Origin of the sequence: Streptomyces sp. NPDC052020, from assembly GCF_040680575.1 — a bacterium.
Taxonomy (GTDB): domain Bacteria; phylum Actinomycetota; class Actinomycetes; order Streptomycetales; family Streptomycetaceae; genus Streptomyces.
On sequence record NZ_JBFAWY010000016.1, the window covers coordinates 38,898 to 53,865 of the forward strand.

Here is a 14,968-nt window from a genome sequence, read left to right on the forward strand (position 1 = left end):
TACGACGGAAGGCGGTGGCTCATGGGACACGCTGACACCCTGCTCGCCATGGGCGGCGCCTTCCTGGCCGCCGCGTTCCTCGCCCGGCTCGGCCGCAGGATCGGGCTGCCGACGATCCCGCTGTTCATGCTCGCCGGCATCCTGCTCGGCCCGCACACACCGGGCCTGGTCCTGGTGGCGGACGCGCACGACTTCGAGATGCTCTCCGCGCTCGGGCTGGTGCTGCTGCTGTTCTACCTGGGCCTGGAGTTCCACCTCGACGATCTCAGGAGCGGAGGCAGGCGCCTGGCGGCCGCCGGCGGCGTCTACCTGCTGCTCAACGTCGGCGCGGGCCTGGCCTTCGGGTGCGTGCTGGGGTGGGGCGTGCGCGAGGCGCTGGTACTCGCCGGGGTGCTCGGCATCTCCTCCTCCGCGATCGTCACCAAGATCCTCATCGACCTGGGGCGCATCAGCCGCCCGGAGACCCGCCTGATCCTGGGCGTCATCGTCGTGGAGGACATCTTTCTCGCGCTGTACCTCGCCGCACTGCAACCGGTCGTCGGCGGCGCCGAGGGCGTCGCGGAGGTGGTCGTGCAGACAGCCAAGGCGTTCGGCTTCCTGCTCCTGCTGGCGGCCGCGGCCCGCTACGGCACCCGGCTGGTCGGGCGCCTGATCGCCACCCGGGACGACGAGCTGCTGGTCATCAGCTTCCTCGGTGCCGCGGTGCTCGTCGCCGGTGTCTCGGAGCTGCTCGGAGTCGCCGACGCGATCGGTGCCTTCATGGTGGGCCTGATCCTCGCCGGCACGCCCTCCGGGCCCCGCATACGCGAGCTGGTCCATCCGCTGCGGGACGCCTTCGCGGCGATCTTCTTCTTCGCCTTCGGCCTCGCCATCGACCCCGGCGCCCTGGCCTCCGTCGCCGTACCGGTGGCCGCGGCGGCGGCGCTGACCGTCGTCATGAACGTGGCCGCCGGACTGTGCGTCGCGCGGCTGTACCGCTACGGGCCCGGACCCGCCGCCGACATCGCCACCACCCTCGTCGCCCGCGGCGAGTTCGCGCTGATCCTGGCGGCCATGGCCGCGAGCGCCGGCCTCGACGACCGGCTCGCGCCCTTCGTCGCCGGATACGTCCTCGTGCTGGCCGTCCTCGGACCCGTCGTCGCCGGACGTGCCCACCTGCTCGCCCGCGGGCTGGCGGCGGCGCGCGGGATGCTGCCGGGTTCCGGTGCGGCCGCACCGCGGGGTGACCGCCCGGCGCGGGGCGCGGGCGACCCGGCCCACTCCGCCCGGCGGGACGCGCCTTCCGCCGACGCGGCGCGCGATACGGCACCGCCGTCCGCGGTCCCGGCGGACGCCGAGCGGTAGCGGCCCGGACGAGGCGCCGGGCACCGGTGCCGATACGGCCGGCGGTCCCGGGGCGACCGCCGGCCGTCGCGCCGACTCGGCCACGCGCGGGAAGGGCCGCCGGGGAGGGCGAGGGCGCAAACCGATGGCGTGGGGCCGAGGGGGGCGACGGTGGACTCCGCTGGGGCGGGACGGGGGCGCGACGCGAGCCGTCGTACCGCGCCGTCCATCCGGCCGGACTTCCGGGCGGCCGGGAACTCGCGGACGCGGTACGGGCGTTGACACCTTATCCGTCCGGCCTTTCGCGTGCTTTCCCTGGCGGCGGACACGGGAAGAAGGAGCCATGGGCCCGTACGACGACGAACGGCTGCTCGCTCTCGCCGCGCAACTGGAGCGTGACGACCCCCGGTTCGCCCGCGCGTTGAGGAGCGGGCGTCCCACCCGGCCCCGCGAGTACCGGCGCACCGGAGCCTGGTGGGCGCTGACGGCCGCCCTCGCCTCGGTCGCCGCGGGGGTGGCCCTGCCCCACGGGCTGCTGCTCGCCGCCGGACTGGTCCTCGCCGGCATCGCCTTGGAACTGCTCGACCGGGGCCGCTGACCGGCCCGCCGCACGGCCGGGCGGCGAGCGGCCGGTACGGCGCCGGCGGCCGGCCCCGACGGCGTCCCGCGCGGCGTCCCGGTGGGACAATCAGCCCGCAGGGTCGGGGAGCGAGGCCGCGGTGGGGCCCGCCCCGGGAGCGGAAGGAGCCGTCAGCGTGATCGAGTGGGCACCTCTGGGCAGCGGTGCGCGGCCCGTCCCCGAGCCGGCCGCGGCTCCCCTGGTGTGGGCGGCGGCCTTCGGCGGCGCGCTGGCCCTGGTGGCCGTCGTCAACAGCGTCGCCGGTCCCGGCCGGACCGTTCTCGCCCTGACCGCGCTGTCACTGCTGGCCGCCGCGCTCGGACTGTGCGCCCGGTTCACGGCCGCTCCCGGCACGGCGCTGCTGTGCTGGCTCTCGCTCAACGGCTTCGCCATCCCGCCCGCCGGGACGCTCACCTGGGCCGGGCGGCGGGACGTACTCTGGCTCACCTGCCTGCTCGTCGCCGCCCTCGCCGGAACGGCCCTGGGCCGTGTGATCCACGCCCGCGCCGCCTACCGCCGCCTGACGGGGGCGTCCGGCCCCGAGGCCCCGGAAGCGAGCGGCTGACGGAACGTCCGATTCCCGCCGGCGCCACACCGGCCGAGCCGCGAGCCCCCTTCCGGAGGCCGGTGCCGGGCCGCTTCCGGGGCGCGCGAGCGCGAGGGTGCTCGGGCCAGCCGCCGCACCCGGCCGCGAGGTCGGCGTTCCGATCGAGCGTGCCGGCCCGGATGAGGTACGGCGCCACACCGCGCGGCCCCGTCAGGGCGGGGCGCCGCCCGAACCGGGGCCGCGCCGGTACACGTCCCGTTCCGCGAGGATCAGCGACCGCTCGCGTACGCAGTCGGCGTGGACGACCACCTCACAGGGATCGAGACAGTCGATGGCGCCTTGCAGGGCGGCCAGCGCCTCGTCGAACCGCTTCAGCCGCCGCAGCGCGCCCGCCTTGCGGAACAGCGCCTCGGCCCCCAGGCCCCGGGCGAACGCCGGGGCCCGCAGCAGCTCCAGCATGCGCTGCGGCTGGTCGGGCAGGTGCTCCCCCAGCCACAGGCCGTGCAGGAGGGCGTGGACGGCCTTGGCGTTGCCGCCGGCGCGCGCCATGACCGACTCCAGCAGGTCCAGCCCCCGGGGCCGGGACCGTCCCAGCAGGGCGAAGGCACGCATGGCGGCGCTGTAGGGGTCCAGATCCGGGCGGTCGGTGCCGTCCCGGGAGAAGAACTCCTCGATGGCTCCGCACCGGAAGTCGTACCGCAAGGTGGTCAGGAAGGTGTGCCACAGCCCGCGCCCGAACGGCGTTCCCGGATCCACCCCCGCCACATGGGCGTCGGTGAGGAAGATGAGCGCGCTGCGGCCCGCGGCCCGTGCCCGCCACGCCAGGTCCCCGGTCACATGAGCCGACTCGGCCCAGTCCGCCCCGCCCCGCGCCAGCCAGACGGCGGCCTCGCGGGTCCAGTCCCGTCCCGAGGCGATCTCCTCGGCCACCCGGGTCCGCACCATCACCCACCCTTGGTCCCGCAAGGCCGCGCCGTCCGCCCCCAGGACGTGCTCCACGGCCTCGGCGGCCCGGGGCAGCCGCCACAAGCCGGAGGCGGCGTGTTCGGAGGCGGCGTTCCACTCGGCGGGCAGGGAGGCGATCGCGGTCACCGCCCGCTCCAGGCCGCGGTCCTGCTCCATGGGCATCGGGCAACCTCCTCCACGCACCCGGCAGCCGTTCGTCCCGGTGCTTCCCGGCACGGCCCCGGGCCGGTCATGTCATGTCTGCTCATGTCTGCCGCACGCGGGCGGTCCGGTAACCGCGCCGGGGCGGAACCGTCCGCGGGTGGTGGGAGGGCGGCGCCCACGCTCCGGTGGCCCGGGGGGGGGGGGGCCGCCGTACCGGGCCGTCGCCCGCGGGGACCGGTTGGGCCCGCCCGGAAGGGGCACTCAGTGCGGGTGTCGCAGTGGCACCTTCAAGACCCGGGAGGCGTGCGTGGCAGTCCGTCACCATCTGATCAAGGCGAGTCCGGAGGCGGTCTGGTCCGTCATCGCGGACGGCAGCCGGTACGCGCAATGGGTGGTGGGAACCTCGGCGTCCCGCCCGAAGCGGGGGCAGTGGCCCCACCTCGACGCCGCGATCGAGTACGAGGTGCGCCTCGGCCCCGTACGGCTGACCAACGAGACGGTCGTCAGACGCTGCGCGGAGGGGACCGCCCTGGAGCTGGAGGCCCAGGCCGGGCCGCTCGGCACCGCCCGGATCGCCCTGGAGCTGCGGCCCTGGGGCGAGCACTGCCTGGTGATCGTGGACGAGCATCCGCTGCGCGGCGCGGGCGGGCTGGTGCACAACGCGGGCCTGGAGGCGCTGATCCAGCTGCGGCACCGCGCCATGCTCGGCCGGCTCGCCCGGCTCTGCGAGGCCCTAGACGCGGGCGACCCGCACCCGGGACCCGCGACGGGCGAGGGGGCGGTGGCCCCGGAGGCCGGTCATGCCTGACGCCGTCGTGATCGGCGCCGGACCCAACGGGCTGGTGGCCGCGAACCTGCTGGCGGACGCCGGGTGGAGCGTCGACGTCCTGGAGGAACAGCCCGAGCCCGGCGGCGCCGTGCGGCACGACAGCGGCGTCGACCCCGACTTCGTCAGCGACGTGTTCAGCTCCTTCTACCCGCTGGCCGCCGCCTCCCCGGTACTGGCCGGCCTCGGCCTGACGGAGCACGGCCTGCGATGGAGCCACGCCCCCCACGTCCTCGCCCACCCCTTGAGCGACGGCACGTGCGCGGTCCTCGACCGCCACGTCGACACCACCGCCGCCTCCCTCGACGTCTTCGCGTCCGGAGACGGAGCGGCCTGGCGGCGCCTGCACGACGTGTGGGAAAGTCTCCGCCGCGACATCCTGGACGCCCTGTTCACGCCCTTCCCGCCGGTCCGGGCCACCGCCCGGCTCGCCGCCCGGCTGCACAGCGCGGGCGGGCTGCGGCTGGCGCGCTCCCTGGTACTGCCCGTGCGGCGGCTGGGCGAGGAGGAGTTCCGGGGAGCGGGCGGCAGGCTGCTCCTGGCCGGCAACGCCCTCCACGCCGACCTGGCCCCGGAGGCCGCGGGCAGCGGCGGCTACGGCTGGCTGATGTCCATGCTCGGGCAGACGTACGGCTTCCCCGTACCGGTCGGCGGCTCCGGTGCCCTCACCGACGCCCTGGTGCGCCGCCTGCGCGCCCGGGGCGGCAACCTGCGCTGCGGGCGGCGCGTCAGCCGTGTCGTCGTCCGCGACCGGCGCGCGGTGGCGGTGCGCACGGCCGACGGCGAGACGGTCCCCGCCCGCCGCGCCGTGCTCGCGGACGTCTCCCTTCCGCACCTGTACGGCGGCCTCGTCGGGCCGGAACACCTGCCCGCCCAGGTCCTGGACGACCTCGAGCGCTTCCAGTGGGACTTCGCCACCTTCAAGGTGGACTGGGCGCTGGACGGCCCGGTGCCGTGGCGGGCCGGGGAAGCGGCCGGGGCCGGCACCGTGCACCTGGCCGACGGCGTGGACGAACTCACCCGGTTCGCCGCCCAGATCGCGATGGGTCAGGTGCCCGACCGGCCCTTCACCCTGTTCGGGCAGATGACGACCGCCGACCCGTGCCGCTCACCGCGGGGCACCGAGTCGGCGTGGGCCTACACCCACGTCCCCCACGACGTCCGGGCCGACGCCGGCGACGAGGGCCTCACCGGCGGCTGGGACGCGAGGGAACAAGAGATCATGGCCGATCGCGTCGAACGGCAGGTCGAGCGTTTCGCGCCGGGGTTCCGGTCGCTGGTGCGCGCCCGCCGCATCCTGGCGCCGCCGACGCTCCAGTCACTCGACGCCAACCTGCACGGCGGCGCCATCAACGGCGGCACCACCGCCCTCCACCAGCAGCTCTTCTTCCGCCCGGTCCCCGGCACCGGGCGGCCGGAGACACCGGTGGCGGGCCTGTTCCTCGCCTCCGCCGGCGCTCACCCCGGAGGCGGCGTGCACGGCGCCCCCGGCGCCAACGCCGCACGGGCCGCGCTGCGCCGGCACTTCCTCTCGGGCCGTACCCGGCTCCAGCGGATGCTGGCCGGCCGCGACCGCACCGGAGCGAAACGGTGAGCGGGCGAGCGGCGGCGGACAACCCCCTGCGGGGCCGGACCGTCGTCATCACCGGAGCCGCGCGCGGCATCGGGGCGGCACTGGCCCGGGAGCTCGCCCGCCGCGGTGCCCGGCTCGCCCTGCTCGGCCACGAGAAGCCCCTGCTGGACGCGGTGGCCGCCACCGTGCCGGCCACCGCGCTGACGTGGGAGGTCGACGTCGCCGACGCCGCGGCGCTGGCCGGCGCGGCGGACGAGGTGCGCCGGCGGCTGGGCCGCCCGTCGGCCGTGGTGGCGAACGCGGGCATCGCGACCGGCGGTCCGTTCGCGACCTCGGACCCGGCCCTGTGGCGCCGCGTCGTCGACGTCAACCTCACGGGCAGCGCCCAGACCGCGCGGGCGTTCCTGCCGGATCTGACCGACACGGCCGGCTACTACCTCCAGGTCGCCTCGTCCGCGTCGCTGGGCGCCGCCCCGCTGATGAGCGCCTACTGCGCCGCCAAGGCCGGGACCGAGGCCTTCGCCCAGGCACTGCGAGCCGAGGTGGCACATCTCGGGATCGCCGTGGGCATCGCCTATGTGCACTGGACGGACACCGAGATGATCCGCGACGCCGACCGGTACACGGCCCTGCGTACGCTGCGCGTGCGCATGCCGCCGCCCGCCCGGCGCGTGTCCCCCGTGGACGAGGTGGCCGCCCGGCTGGCCCACGCCGTCGAACGCCGCCGTACCACCGTCTACGTACCCGCCTGGCTGCGCGTGGCACAGGCGGCGCGCACGGCCGTGCCACCGGTGGTGCTGCGCCGGACCCGTCGCGAGATGCCCCGCCTGGAGGCCGCGCGGGCGCTGAGCGCCACCGGTCCGCTCGGGGCGGGCGGACGGGCCGATCAGACGGCCGCGAAGACGCAGACGCACACGACGCCCCAGGCGCGGACGGATACGGATACGGATACGGACGGGTAGGCGCCGTGCGCGGCGGTCCCGCCTCCGCCGTCCGAGGCCGGTGGCCCGGCGGGGCGGGTCAGGCTCGCGGTCTCCCCTCCGTCCCCGTCGTGCTCCGGTCCCCGGCCGCCCCGCGGCGGGCCACGGCGCGCAGCAGCGCCGAGCGGCCGCGGTCCGGGACGGTCCACAGCACCTCACCCGCCACGCCCCACCGCTCCAGCAGGGCGTTGGCGGCCAGGAAACCGGAGGTGGCGGCCCGCTCCATCAACGCCACCGGCAGGCCGGTGCGCACGAGATCACCGGCGACGACGACGGCCGGATCCGGCGTCCGGACGGTGGGCCGGTCCCGGTAGCCGCCCACCGGGAACAGCGGGCAGTCCGCCCGGTACTCGTGGCGGGCGTCGACGACGCGGGCGTCTCGGGTCTCCGGATACACGCGGAGCAGCTGCTCGGCGAGCTCCTCGGCCGCCGCCTCCGGGGCGGTCGCCGGGGGGAGCGCGTAGCCGTGCAGTTCGACGACGGACCCGCCCGAGCGCGCGGCCCAGCGCGCCGCCTCGCCCTCCCAGTGCGAGAGCACGCTGACGTTGTCCAGCGGGCCGTAGCCGCTGGTGCCGAGGAAACCGGGGCGGCCGGGCGCCACCGGCCGGTCCAGCCACAGCCGGGACACCAGGAACGGGGGCGCGGTGCGCAGCCGCGCCACCCGGGCCCGCCACGCGGCGTCGCCGAGCCCCGGCGAGCGGCCCACCAGTGTTCTCAGGCCGTCGACGTCCAGGGCGAGGACGACGGCGTCGTAGCGCCGCGCGCCGGAGGCGTCGACCACGTCGTGGCCGCCGCCGGGACGGGGACGGACGGCCTCCACGGGAGTGGCGGTCCGCACCGCCACACCGTGCCCGGCCAGGTGGCGCGCGAGCGGGTCCCACAGCGCCTGCGGGTACGGCTCGCGCGCCACGTCGAACAGCAGCCCTTCGCTGGAGCCGAGGAAGTAGATGTGGAACATCAGCGCCATCTCGGCGGCCGACAGCTCACGGGGGTCGGCGAAGAAGCTGCGCGAGAACACCTCGAACGCCAGGTGCCGCGCGGCGGCGGGGAAACGCAGGGCGTCGAGGAAGTCGTGCGCGCTGACGTGGTCGAGTTGGTCGTGGACGCGGCGGGTGCGGACGTCGAGCAGGGGCAGCGCCGCCGAGGGGCGCAGGGACAGCAGGTCCCGCGGGCGGAAGGCGGGGCTCAGCGCGACGAAGCCGAGGGCGTTCCACGGGGGAGTGCGCGGAACGCGGCGGAAGCCGTCGCACAGGCCGCTGCTGTGCCGGAGCGGGTAGTCGGGCAGTGCCGTCAGCGTCTCCAGCGCGGGATCGGCCCGGCGCAGCAGACTCCGCAGGTTGTAGTACTGGCGGAAGAAGGCGTGGAAGCCGCGGCTCATCGTCGCCCGTGTGCCGTCGGCCAGGGTGACCGGCCGGCCGGCGACCCGGCCGCCGAGCTGCGGCTCGCGTTCGTGCAGCACCACGCGTACGCCCCGCTCGGCGAGCGCGGTGGCCGCCGCCAGCCCGGCGATGCCGCCGCCGACCACCGCCACGGACGGCGGCTCGCCGGCGATCCGTTCCCGTCCCGGGCGGGGCGGGACGGCCCGCGCGCGCCGGTCCCGGCCCGGCCACCGCGCACCGCCGTGCCCGCTCACCGGGCACCGCCCGGCCGCTCGGGCGGACGGCGGGCCAGGAACGTGTGGCTGATGCCCGTCTGCCAGCCGGGCAGCGGCAGCACGCGGACGCGGTCGAACCCGGCCCGGCCGAGGCGGGCGGCGAAGGCCGGCGCCGTGTCGAAGGCGGCGACGCTGCGCCCCAGATGGCGGTAGAGCGCACGGTCGCCGGCGGCCGTGCCGAGCGGCAGGACGACACCCCGGCACACCGCGGACCACACCAGGCGGTCGACGGGCCGGCCGCTGAGCGCGTACTCGTGCACCGCGAGACGGCCGCCCGGCGCCAGCAGCCCGCGTACCGTCGCGAGGACCGCGTCCGGGTCGGCCAGGTTGCGGAACAGGTACGCGGCGAAGACGGCGTCGAAGGGGCCCGTCACCCCGGCGTGGCGCAACTCCTCCGCCGGAGCGTGGACGAAGCGCACACCGGCCGGCCACGGCTTGGCCCGTGCCCGGCGCAGCATGCCCGCCGAGGCGTCGACCCCGACGATGTCCGCGCCGGGCAGCGCCGCGGCGAGCGCCGCCGTGGACGCGCCGGTGCCGCAGCCCAGGTCGAGCACCCGGCACCCCCTGCCGCCGTCCGGCAGACCCAGTCGGCGGGCGGAGCGGCGCAACCGGCCGTGGTACCCCGGATCGAGCGCGACGAGACGGTCGTAGGCGGCGGCGCCGTGGTCGAACGCGTCGGCCAGCGCCGTGCCGCGCAGCAAGGTCATCGGTGACTCCTGAACGGGATGAGACGTCGGGAGCGACGGGGGAGGAGGGCGTCGCCGGTCATGGGGCGGGGCGGCGGGGCAGCCAGGGCAGTTCGGCCGCCGTCCGCAGCATGGGCAGGACGGGGGTGCGCACACCGACCGCGAGGTCCTCGTACAGCCGGGTGTCCCCGTCGAGGAAGCGCAGCAGGAGCCGTGCGGGTACGCGTTCGAACAGCCGGAAGAAGAAGTCGGGGCCGTCGATCCGGCCCGTGTCCAGCGCGCGCAGCAGCACGGCGTCCATCATCCGGGCGCGCGCCGGGTGCGGTGGCGGCGGTACGGGGGCCCGGCCCGCGCGGACGGCCCGCGCGACGGCCTCCGACTGCCGCTGCACGGCGGCGAACGTGTAACCGGTGGCGGCGCGCGTCGCCCCGCCCGCGGCACCGATCCGGAAGACGGAGCCGGCGATCCGCCGGGGGAAGACGGCGTCGGTCATCGGGATCACCCCTTGCTCCGTCGACAGCACCCGCGCGTCGCCGATGCCGAGGACGCGCCGTGTGTAGTGCTCCAGGGCGGCGTCGTACGCCTCGGCCGTGAGCGGAGCGGGCCCGAACTCGGTGTACTCGACCAAGGCGGTACGGCGACCGGTGGGCAGGACGTACCCGAAGGACAGACCGCGGGCGGGCTGCGGGGTGCGGAAGTCCATCAGGTCGACCACCTCCGGGTCGAACACCGGCCGGGAGGCGCGCACGAACCAGCCCCGGAAGTGCTGGAGCAGACGGGTGCGGGCCGCGGGCGGGCGAGGCGGCGGGCGGGAGTCGAAGACCCACCGGCCGCGCAGCCGGACCGGGGCGCCCGCGGCGTCCGTGGCCCGCACCTCGGCCCTCCCGTCCGGCAGGACGGCCACCGTGTCGACGGCGGCCTCCACCCGGCGTACCCGCGGGGCCTGCCGCAGATCGCCGGCGACCAGCGCCTCGAAGTCGTCCGAACGGATCATCTTGTAGCGCACCGGCGCGATGTGCCGCCGGACGGCCGCCCCGTGCCGGTCCCGGACCCGCAGCCACACCCACGAGGCCGTCACCGCCGGGTCGAAACGGCCCGCGCCCGTCTCCCAGAAACACCAGGTGCGGCGCGGCGCTCGCAGCGGACCGGCCGGCGGATCGACGAGGGCGACGGAGGGCGCCGCGCGGTGCTCCGCCGCCGTCGGCAGCCGGTGCGCCAGCGACAGGCCCGCCGCCCCGGCCCCGACGATGACGATGTCGGCCTCCAGCACGGCGTCCGCCCGCCGTCCGGCATCCGTCTCCAGCACGGGCCGTTCTCCTCTCGTCCGGGATTCTCGAGTTCCCCGTCCCCGCGGTCCCGGCTCCCGCGTTCCGCGGTCCCCGAGTCCGCCCGGCCCGAGCCCTTCGGCCCGGTGCGCGGACGGCCGAACCACTCGGATGCGGGCCGCACCCGAGCTGGAAAGCGCCGCCCGAACCTCGGCCGGACACCACCCGGCCCGGCCGGACGTTCGTGCCCATCCCCGCAGGAGGCGTCGGCCGGAGTATGTCCCCCTCGGTCCGCTCGCGGACGCACGGCGCGCGGGAGCCGACCGGGCCGGGTGCCCGCCGGACGGGTGGCCGGCGCGCAGACGGGCGACTGCGGCTTGGGGCCGGACGCGGCCGGGGAAGGCATGACGCCGTGCCGTACGGCGACCGTGCCGGGGCCGCCCATCGGCACGGCGGCGCCGGCCACGGACACCGGAAGGCGCGCCGTCCCCTCCGCCCGCGTTCCGGACCGGTACACCGCCACCGCGGGGCGCCTCTGGCACCCCCGATCGCCCGAATGCCCTGACCGGACCCGGCCCGCCGCCCGAACCGATGACCGATGACCGATGACCGACGATGAGAGGAACCGGGATGCGACCCAGGGTCTGTCGTCACACTCCCGTCGTCCGCCCGAGGGGCGCCGTTCCGTACGCCGCCGCTCGGACCCGGCCGCGCCGGAACGGCCCCGGCCCGGCCGCGCCGGGCAGCGGAGCGGCCGCCGTGCCGGACCGCCGGTCGCCGGCCACGGGAAAGGGCCGGAGGTGACCCGGACCATGCCCGGCCGCACCGACCACGTCGTGGTCGTCGGGGCGGGGCTCGCCGGGCTGTCGGCCGCCCTGCACCTGCTGGGCGCCGGGCGGCGGGTGACGGTCGTGGAGCGGGACGGGCTGCCGGGCGGCCGGGCGGGCCGCCGGGAGATCGGCGGATACCTCCTCGACACGGGCCCCACCGTGCTGACCATGCCCCACCTGGCCGACGAGGCGTTCGCGGCCGTCGGCGAACGGCTGCGGGACCGCGTCGACCTCGTGCCGCTGCACCCCGCCTACCGAGCCTGCTTCGCCGACGGCAGCACCCTCGACGTGCACACGGACGCCACCGCCATGGAAGCGGAGGTCGAACGGTTCGCCGGCCCTCGCGAGGCCGCCGGGTACCGCCGGCTGCGCGCCTGGCTGACACGGCTGTACGCCGTGCAGATGCGCCGCTTCATCGACGCCGACTTCGACTCGCCGCTGGATCTGCTCACCCCCGGCCCGGCCCGCGACCTGGCCCGGCTCGCCGCGCTCGGCGGCTTCGCCCGGCTCGACGCGCGCATCGGGCGGTTCCTGACCGACGAGCGCCTGAGGCGGGTGTTCTCCTTCCAGGCCCTGTACGCCGGTGTGGCACCGGCCCGGGCGCTGGCCGCCTACGCCGTCATCTCCTACATGGACACCGTGGCGGGCGTGTACTTCCCGCGCGGCGGCATGCACGCCCTGCCGCGTGCCATGGCCGCCGCTGCCGCCGACGCCGGGGCCGACCTGCGCTTCGGCCAGGCCGTCACACGCCTGGAGCGGTCCGGAGACCGGATCACGGCCGTCGTCACGGCCCACGACCGCGTCCCCTGCGACGCCGTCGTCCTCACCCCGGACCTGCCCGTGGCGCACCGGCTGCTGGGCCGCCGGCCGCGCCGCCCGCTCCCGCTGCGGCACGCGCCCTCGGCGGTCGTGCTGCACGCCGGCACCACACGCACCTGGCCCCATCTCGCCCACCACACGCTCTCCTTCGGCGCCGCCTGGCAACGCACGTTCCAGGAGCTGACCCGCAGCGGCACCCTGATGACCGACCCCTCCCTGCTCATCACCCGCCCCACGGCCGCAGACCCCGGTCTCGCCCCCGCGGGCCGGCACCTGCACTACGTCCTGGCCCCCTGCCCCAACACCGACATCGGGCCCGGCCCGGAGGCCTGGCACGCCCTCGGCCCCCGCTACCGCGACCGTCTCCTCGCCACGCTCGACCGCCGGGGCCTGTCGGGCATCGCCGCCGCCATCGAGGAGGAGTGCCTGGTGACACCCGCCGACTGGACCGCGCACGGCCACGCCGCCGGAACGCCCTTCTCGGTGGCCCACACCCTCACCCAGACCGGCCCGTTCCGCCCCCGCAACCTGGTGCGCGGCCTGCGCAACGCGGTCCTCGCCGGCTGCGGCACCACACCGGGCGTCGGCATCCCCACCGTCCTGATCTCCGGCAAGCTCGCCGCCGCCCGCGTCACCGGACCCCCCTCCCGCTCCCGCCGCCCCGCGGAGGCCGGACGCCGATGACCCAGCGCGAACTCAACGCCGCCGGCATCACCGACCCCGTGCTGCGCGCCGCCTACGCCCGGTGCCGCCGGCTCAACGCCCGCCACGGACGCACCTACTTCCTCGCCACCCGGCTGCTGCCCGCCGGTCGCCGGCCGGCCGTGCACGCGCTGTACGGCTTCGCCCGCTTCGCGGACGACATCGTCGACGACCTCGGCACGGCGGCCGGCCGCGCCGAACGCGCCGCCGCCCTGGCCCGGCTGGAGGAGCGGCTGCGGCAGGCACTGGCGGGCGCCGCGCCCGCGACCGAACCCGTGGTGCGGGCCGTGGCCGACACCGCCGCCCGCTACGCCATCGACCCGGCGCACTTCACCGACTTCATGGCGTCGATGCGCAGCGACCTGACGGTGACCGCGTACGCGACCTACGACGACCTGCGCGCCTACATGCACGGCTCCGCCGCCGTGATCGGCCTCCAGATGCTGCCCGTGCTCGGCACCGTCACCCCCCGCGCCCAGGCGGCGCCGCACGCCGCGGCCCTGGGGATCGCGTTCCAGCTGACCAACTTCCTGCGGGACGTCGGCGAGGACCTGGACCGCGGCCGTGTCTACCTCCCGGCGGACCTGCTGGCCGCGCACGGCGTCGACCGGGACCTGCTGCGGTGGAGCCGCCGCACCGGCGCCCACGACCCGCGGATCACCGCCGCCCTGAGAGCCGCCGAGCACCTGACCCGGGAGGCCTACCGCGAGGCCGCGCCCGGCCTGGCGATGCTGGACCCGGTGGCGCGGCCGTGCATCCGCGCCGCGTACGTCCTCTACCGGAACATCCTCGACGCCATCGCCGAGGGCGGGTACGCGGTGCTGCACCGGCGCGCGGTGGTGCCCGCCCGCCGCCGCGCAGCCGTGGCGGCCGGCGGGCTCGCCCGGGTCCTGGCCGCCCGCCTGCGCACCGGACACCCCCCGCCCTCCCTCACCGTCCCGGCGGGCGGGCCGGTGCCCGGGCCGGACGAGACGAAGGAGGCCGCCGGATGACACCCGGCCAGAACCCCCGCCCCGGCCCGCGCGCGGGCCTCTCCCCGCTGCGGTGGCGCCGGCGGCCCGTCCCCTGGGAGCGGCAGGCCCCGACCTGGCGGCAGGCACGGCCCGCCGTCATCACCGGCGCCCTGAAACGGGCGCTGGCCCGTCCCTCGGGCAACTGGTACGTCGTCGGCGCCGCCACCGGCGTCCGGCCCGGCCGCCCGCTGGGCCGGACCGTCGCGGGAGTGGAAGTGGTCCTCTGGCGGGACGCGCGCGGACGCCTGGTGGGCGGTCCGGGCGCCTGCCCCCACCTGGGTGCTCCGCTGGCCGGCAGCCCCGTGCGCTGCGGGACCCTCGTCTGCCACTGGCACGGGCTGGCTCTGGACGGCACCGCGTTCGCCGGCTGGGAGCCCCTGCCGGTCCACGACGACGGCGTGCTCGTATGGGTCCGGCTGGACGCCGCCGGCCGGGAACGGCCCACCCCGGCCCCGGTGCTGGGCCCCCGGCCTCCGCTGCCGGCCGCTCTCACCTCCGTCTGGGAGGGCGCGGGCCGCTGCGAACCCGAGGACGTGATCGCCAACCGTCTCGACCCGTGGCACGGCGCGTGGTACCATCCGCACTCCTTCGCCGACCTCACCGTGGTGCGCGAGCCCGGGGACGGCGAGCCGGACGCCGGCGACGCGGACGACCGGTTCGTCGTCGACGTGTCCTTCCGGCTCACCCGCCGGCTTGTCGTCCCCGTGCGCGCGGAGTTCACCGCGCCGGAACCCCGCACCGTGGTCATGCGCATCACCGGCGGAGAGGGAACGGGCTCCGTCGTCGAGACCCACGCCACGCCCCTGGACCCGGACGGCCACGGCAGACCCCGCACGGCCGTCGTCGAAGCGGTCCTCGCCACCTCCGCCCGGCCCGGCTTCGCCCTCGCCCGCCGGCTGGCCCCGGTCCTGCGCCCCCTGATGCGCACCGCCGCCGCCCGGCTCTGGCGCGACGACCTCGCCTACGCCGAACGGCGCCGTCACCTGCGCGACCTCGGCCGGCACCCCGGCTGACCACCGGC

13 protein-coding genes are annotated in these 14,968 nt (G+C 77.0%); 9 read left to right on the plus strand and 4 right to left on the minus strand.

Annotation, left to right across the window (positions count from 1 at the left end):
• The first annotated feature begins 21 nt into the window (after positions 1-21).
• The 3 genes from AB0L74_RS18580 to AB0L74_RS18590 all read left to right on the plus strand — a co-directional run bounded on the left by AB0L74_RS18580 (position 22) and on the right by AB0L74_RS18590 (position 2,507).
• Entirely contained in the window at positions 22-1,344 is a 1,323-nt protein-coding gene (locus AB0L74_RS18580) for a cation:proton antiporter (RefSeq protein ID WP_365652835.1), read from the plus strand.
• A 322-nt stretch (positions 1,345-1,666) separates the two neighbouring features.
• Complete coding sequence (locus AB0L74_RS18585) at positions 1,667-1,921, plus strand: DUF3040 domain-containing protein (RefSeq protein ID WP_365652838.1); 255 nt, start codon at positions 1,667-1,669, stop codon at positions 1,919-1,921.
• Between the two features lie 157 nt (positions 1,922-2,078).
• The gene (locus AB0L74_RS18590) at positions 2,079-2,507 is read left to right on the plus strand and encodes a hypothetical protein (RefSeq protein WP_365652841.1); all 429 of its coding nucleotides are present in this window, start codon (positions 2,079-2,081) and stop codon (positions 2,505-2,507) included.
• A gap of 192 nt (positions 2,508-2,699) precedes the next feature.
• On the opposite strand, the gene AB0L74_RS18595 is transcribed toward AB0L74_RS18590, so the two are convergent.
• Positions 2,700-3,617, minus strand: coding sequence for a hypothetical protein (locus tag AB0L74_RS18595; protein WP_365652844.1), 918 nt, complete (start codon positions 3,615-3,617; stop codon positions 2,700-2,702).
• 289 nt (positions 3,618-3,906) lie between these two features.
• On the opposite strand from AB0L74_RS18595, the gene AB0L74_RS18600 reads away from it, so the two are divergent.
• Genes AB0L74_RS18600 through AB0L74_RS18610 form a run of 3 tightly spaced genes read left to right on the plus strand, consistent with a single transcriptional unit; the run spans position 3,907 to position 6,960 of the window.
• Positions 3,907-4,407: an SRPBCC family protein gene (locus AB0L74_RS18600; RefSeq protein ID WP_365652847.1), complete on the plus strand. Its 501-nt coding sequence runs from the start codon at positions 3,907-3,909 to the stop codon at positions 4,405-4,407.
• Positions 4,400-6,019, plus strand: a complete 1,620-nt coding sequence (locus tag AB0L74_RS18605; RefSeq protein WP_365652850.1) for an NAD(P)/FAD-dependent oxidoreductase — start codon at positions 4,400-4,402, stop codon at positions 6,017-6,019. The genes AB0L74_RS18600 and AB0L74_RS18605 overlap by 8 nt, the downstream gene beginning before the upstream one ends.
• Positions 6,016-6,960, plus strand: a complete 945-nt coding sequence (locus tag AB0L74_RS18610) for an SDR family oxidoreductase (protein WP_365652853.1) — start codon at positions 6,016-6,018, stop codon at positions 6,958-6,960. Before AB0L74_RS18605 ends, AB0L74_RS18610 begins: the two co-directional genes overlap by 4 nt.
• Before the next feature lie 58 nt (positions 6,961-7,018).
• Here AB0L74_RS18610 and AB0L74_RS18615 read toward each other — a convergent pair whose 3' ends face one another.
• The 3 genes from AB0L74_RS18615 to AB0L74_RS18625 are packed head-to-tail and all read right to left on the minus strand — an operon-like array spanning position 7,019 to position 10,588.
• Positions 7,019-8,611 carry an FAD-dependent oxidoreductase gene (locus tag AB0L74_RS18615; RefSeq protein ID WP_365652856.1) on the minus strand — a complete coding sequence of 531 codons (1,593 nt, stop codon included), beginning with the start codon at positions 8,609-8,611 and terminating at the stop codon, positions 7,019-7,021.
• Positions 8,608-9,339 (minus strand): methyltransferase domain-containing protein, encoded by a 732-nt coding sequence (locus AB0L74_RS18620; protein ID WP_365652859.1) that lies wholly within the window; start codon positions 9,337-9,339, stop codon positions 8,608-8,610. The genes AB0L74_RS18615 and AB0L74_RS18620 overlap by 4 nt, the downstream gene beginning before the upstream one ends.
• A 58-nt stretch (positions 9,340-9,397) precedes the next feature.
• Positions 9,398-10,588: a lycopene cyclase family protein gene (locus AB0L74_RS18625; RefSeq protein WP_365653158.1), complete on the minus strand. Its 1,191-nt coding sequence runs from the start codon at positions 10,586-10,588 to the stop codon at positions 9,398-9,400.
• Positions 10,589-11,383: 795 nt separating this feature from the next.
• Between AB0L74_RS18625 and crtI the strand changes: the two genes are divergently transcribed.
• The 3 genes from crtI to AB0L74_RS18640 are packed head-to-tail and all read left to right on the plus strand — an operon-like array spanning position 11,384 to position 14,960.
• Positions 11,384-12,916, plus strand: a complete 1,533-nt coding sequence (crtI, locus tag AB0L74_RS18630) for a phytoene desaturase family protein (protein WP_365652861.1) — start codon at positions 11,384-11,386, stop codon at positions 12,914-12,916.
• Positions 12,913-13,926, plus strand: coding sequence for a phytoene/squalene synthase family protein (locus tag AB0L74_RS18635; protein ID WP_365652864.1), 1,014 nt, complete (start codon positions 12,913-12,915; stop codon positions 13,924-13,926). Before crtI ends, AB0L74_RS18635 begins: the two co-directional genes overlap by 4 nt.
• Complete coding sequence (locus AB0L74_RS18640) at positions 13,923-14,960, plus strand: DUF5914 domain-containing protein (RefSeq protein WP_365652867.1); 1,038 nt, start codon at positions 13,923-13,925, stop codon at positions 14,958-14,960. Before AB0L74_RS18635 ends, AB0L74_RS18640 begins: the two co-directional genes overlap by 4 nt.
• Positions 14,961-14,968: the final 8 nt, after the last annotated feature.

Coding starts and splice junctions, on each gene's coding strand:
- AB0L74_RS18635 (WP_365652864.1), top strand. CDS start 12,913: ATGACCCAGCGCGAACTCAACGCCGCCGGCATCACCGACCCCGTGCTG.
- AB0L74_RS18605 (WP_365652850.1), top strand. CDS start 4,400: ATGCCTGACGCCGTCGTGATCGGCGCCGGACCCAACGGGCTGGTGGCC.
- AB0L74_RS18640 (WP_365652867.1), top strand. CDS start 13,923: ATGACACCCGGCCAGAACCCCCGCCCCGGCCCGCGCGCGGGCCTCTCC.
- AB0L74_RS18620 (WP_365652859.1), bottom strand. CDS start 9,339: ATGACCTTGCTGCGCGGCACGGCGCTGGCCGACGCGTTCGACCACGGC.
- AB0L74_RS18585 (WP_365652838.1), top strand. CDS start 1,667: ATGGGCCCGTACGACGACGAACGGCTGCTCGCTCTCGCCGCGCAACTG.
- AB0L74_RS18580 (WP_365652835.1), top strand. CDS start 22: ATGGGACACGCTGACACCCTGCTCGCCATGGGCGGCGCCTTCCTGGCC.
- AB0L74_RS18595 (WP_365652844.1), bottom strand. CDS start 3,617: ATGCCCATGGAGCAGGACCGCGGCCTGGAGCGGGCGGTGACCGCGATC.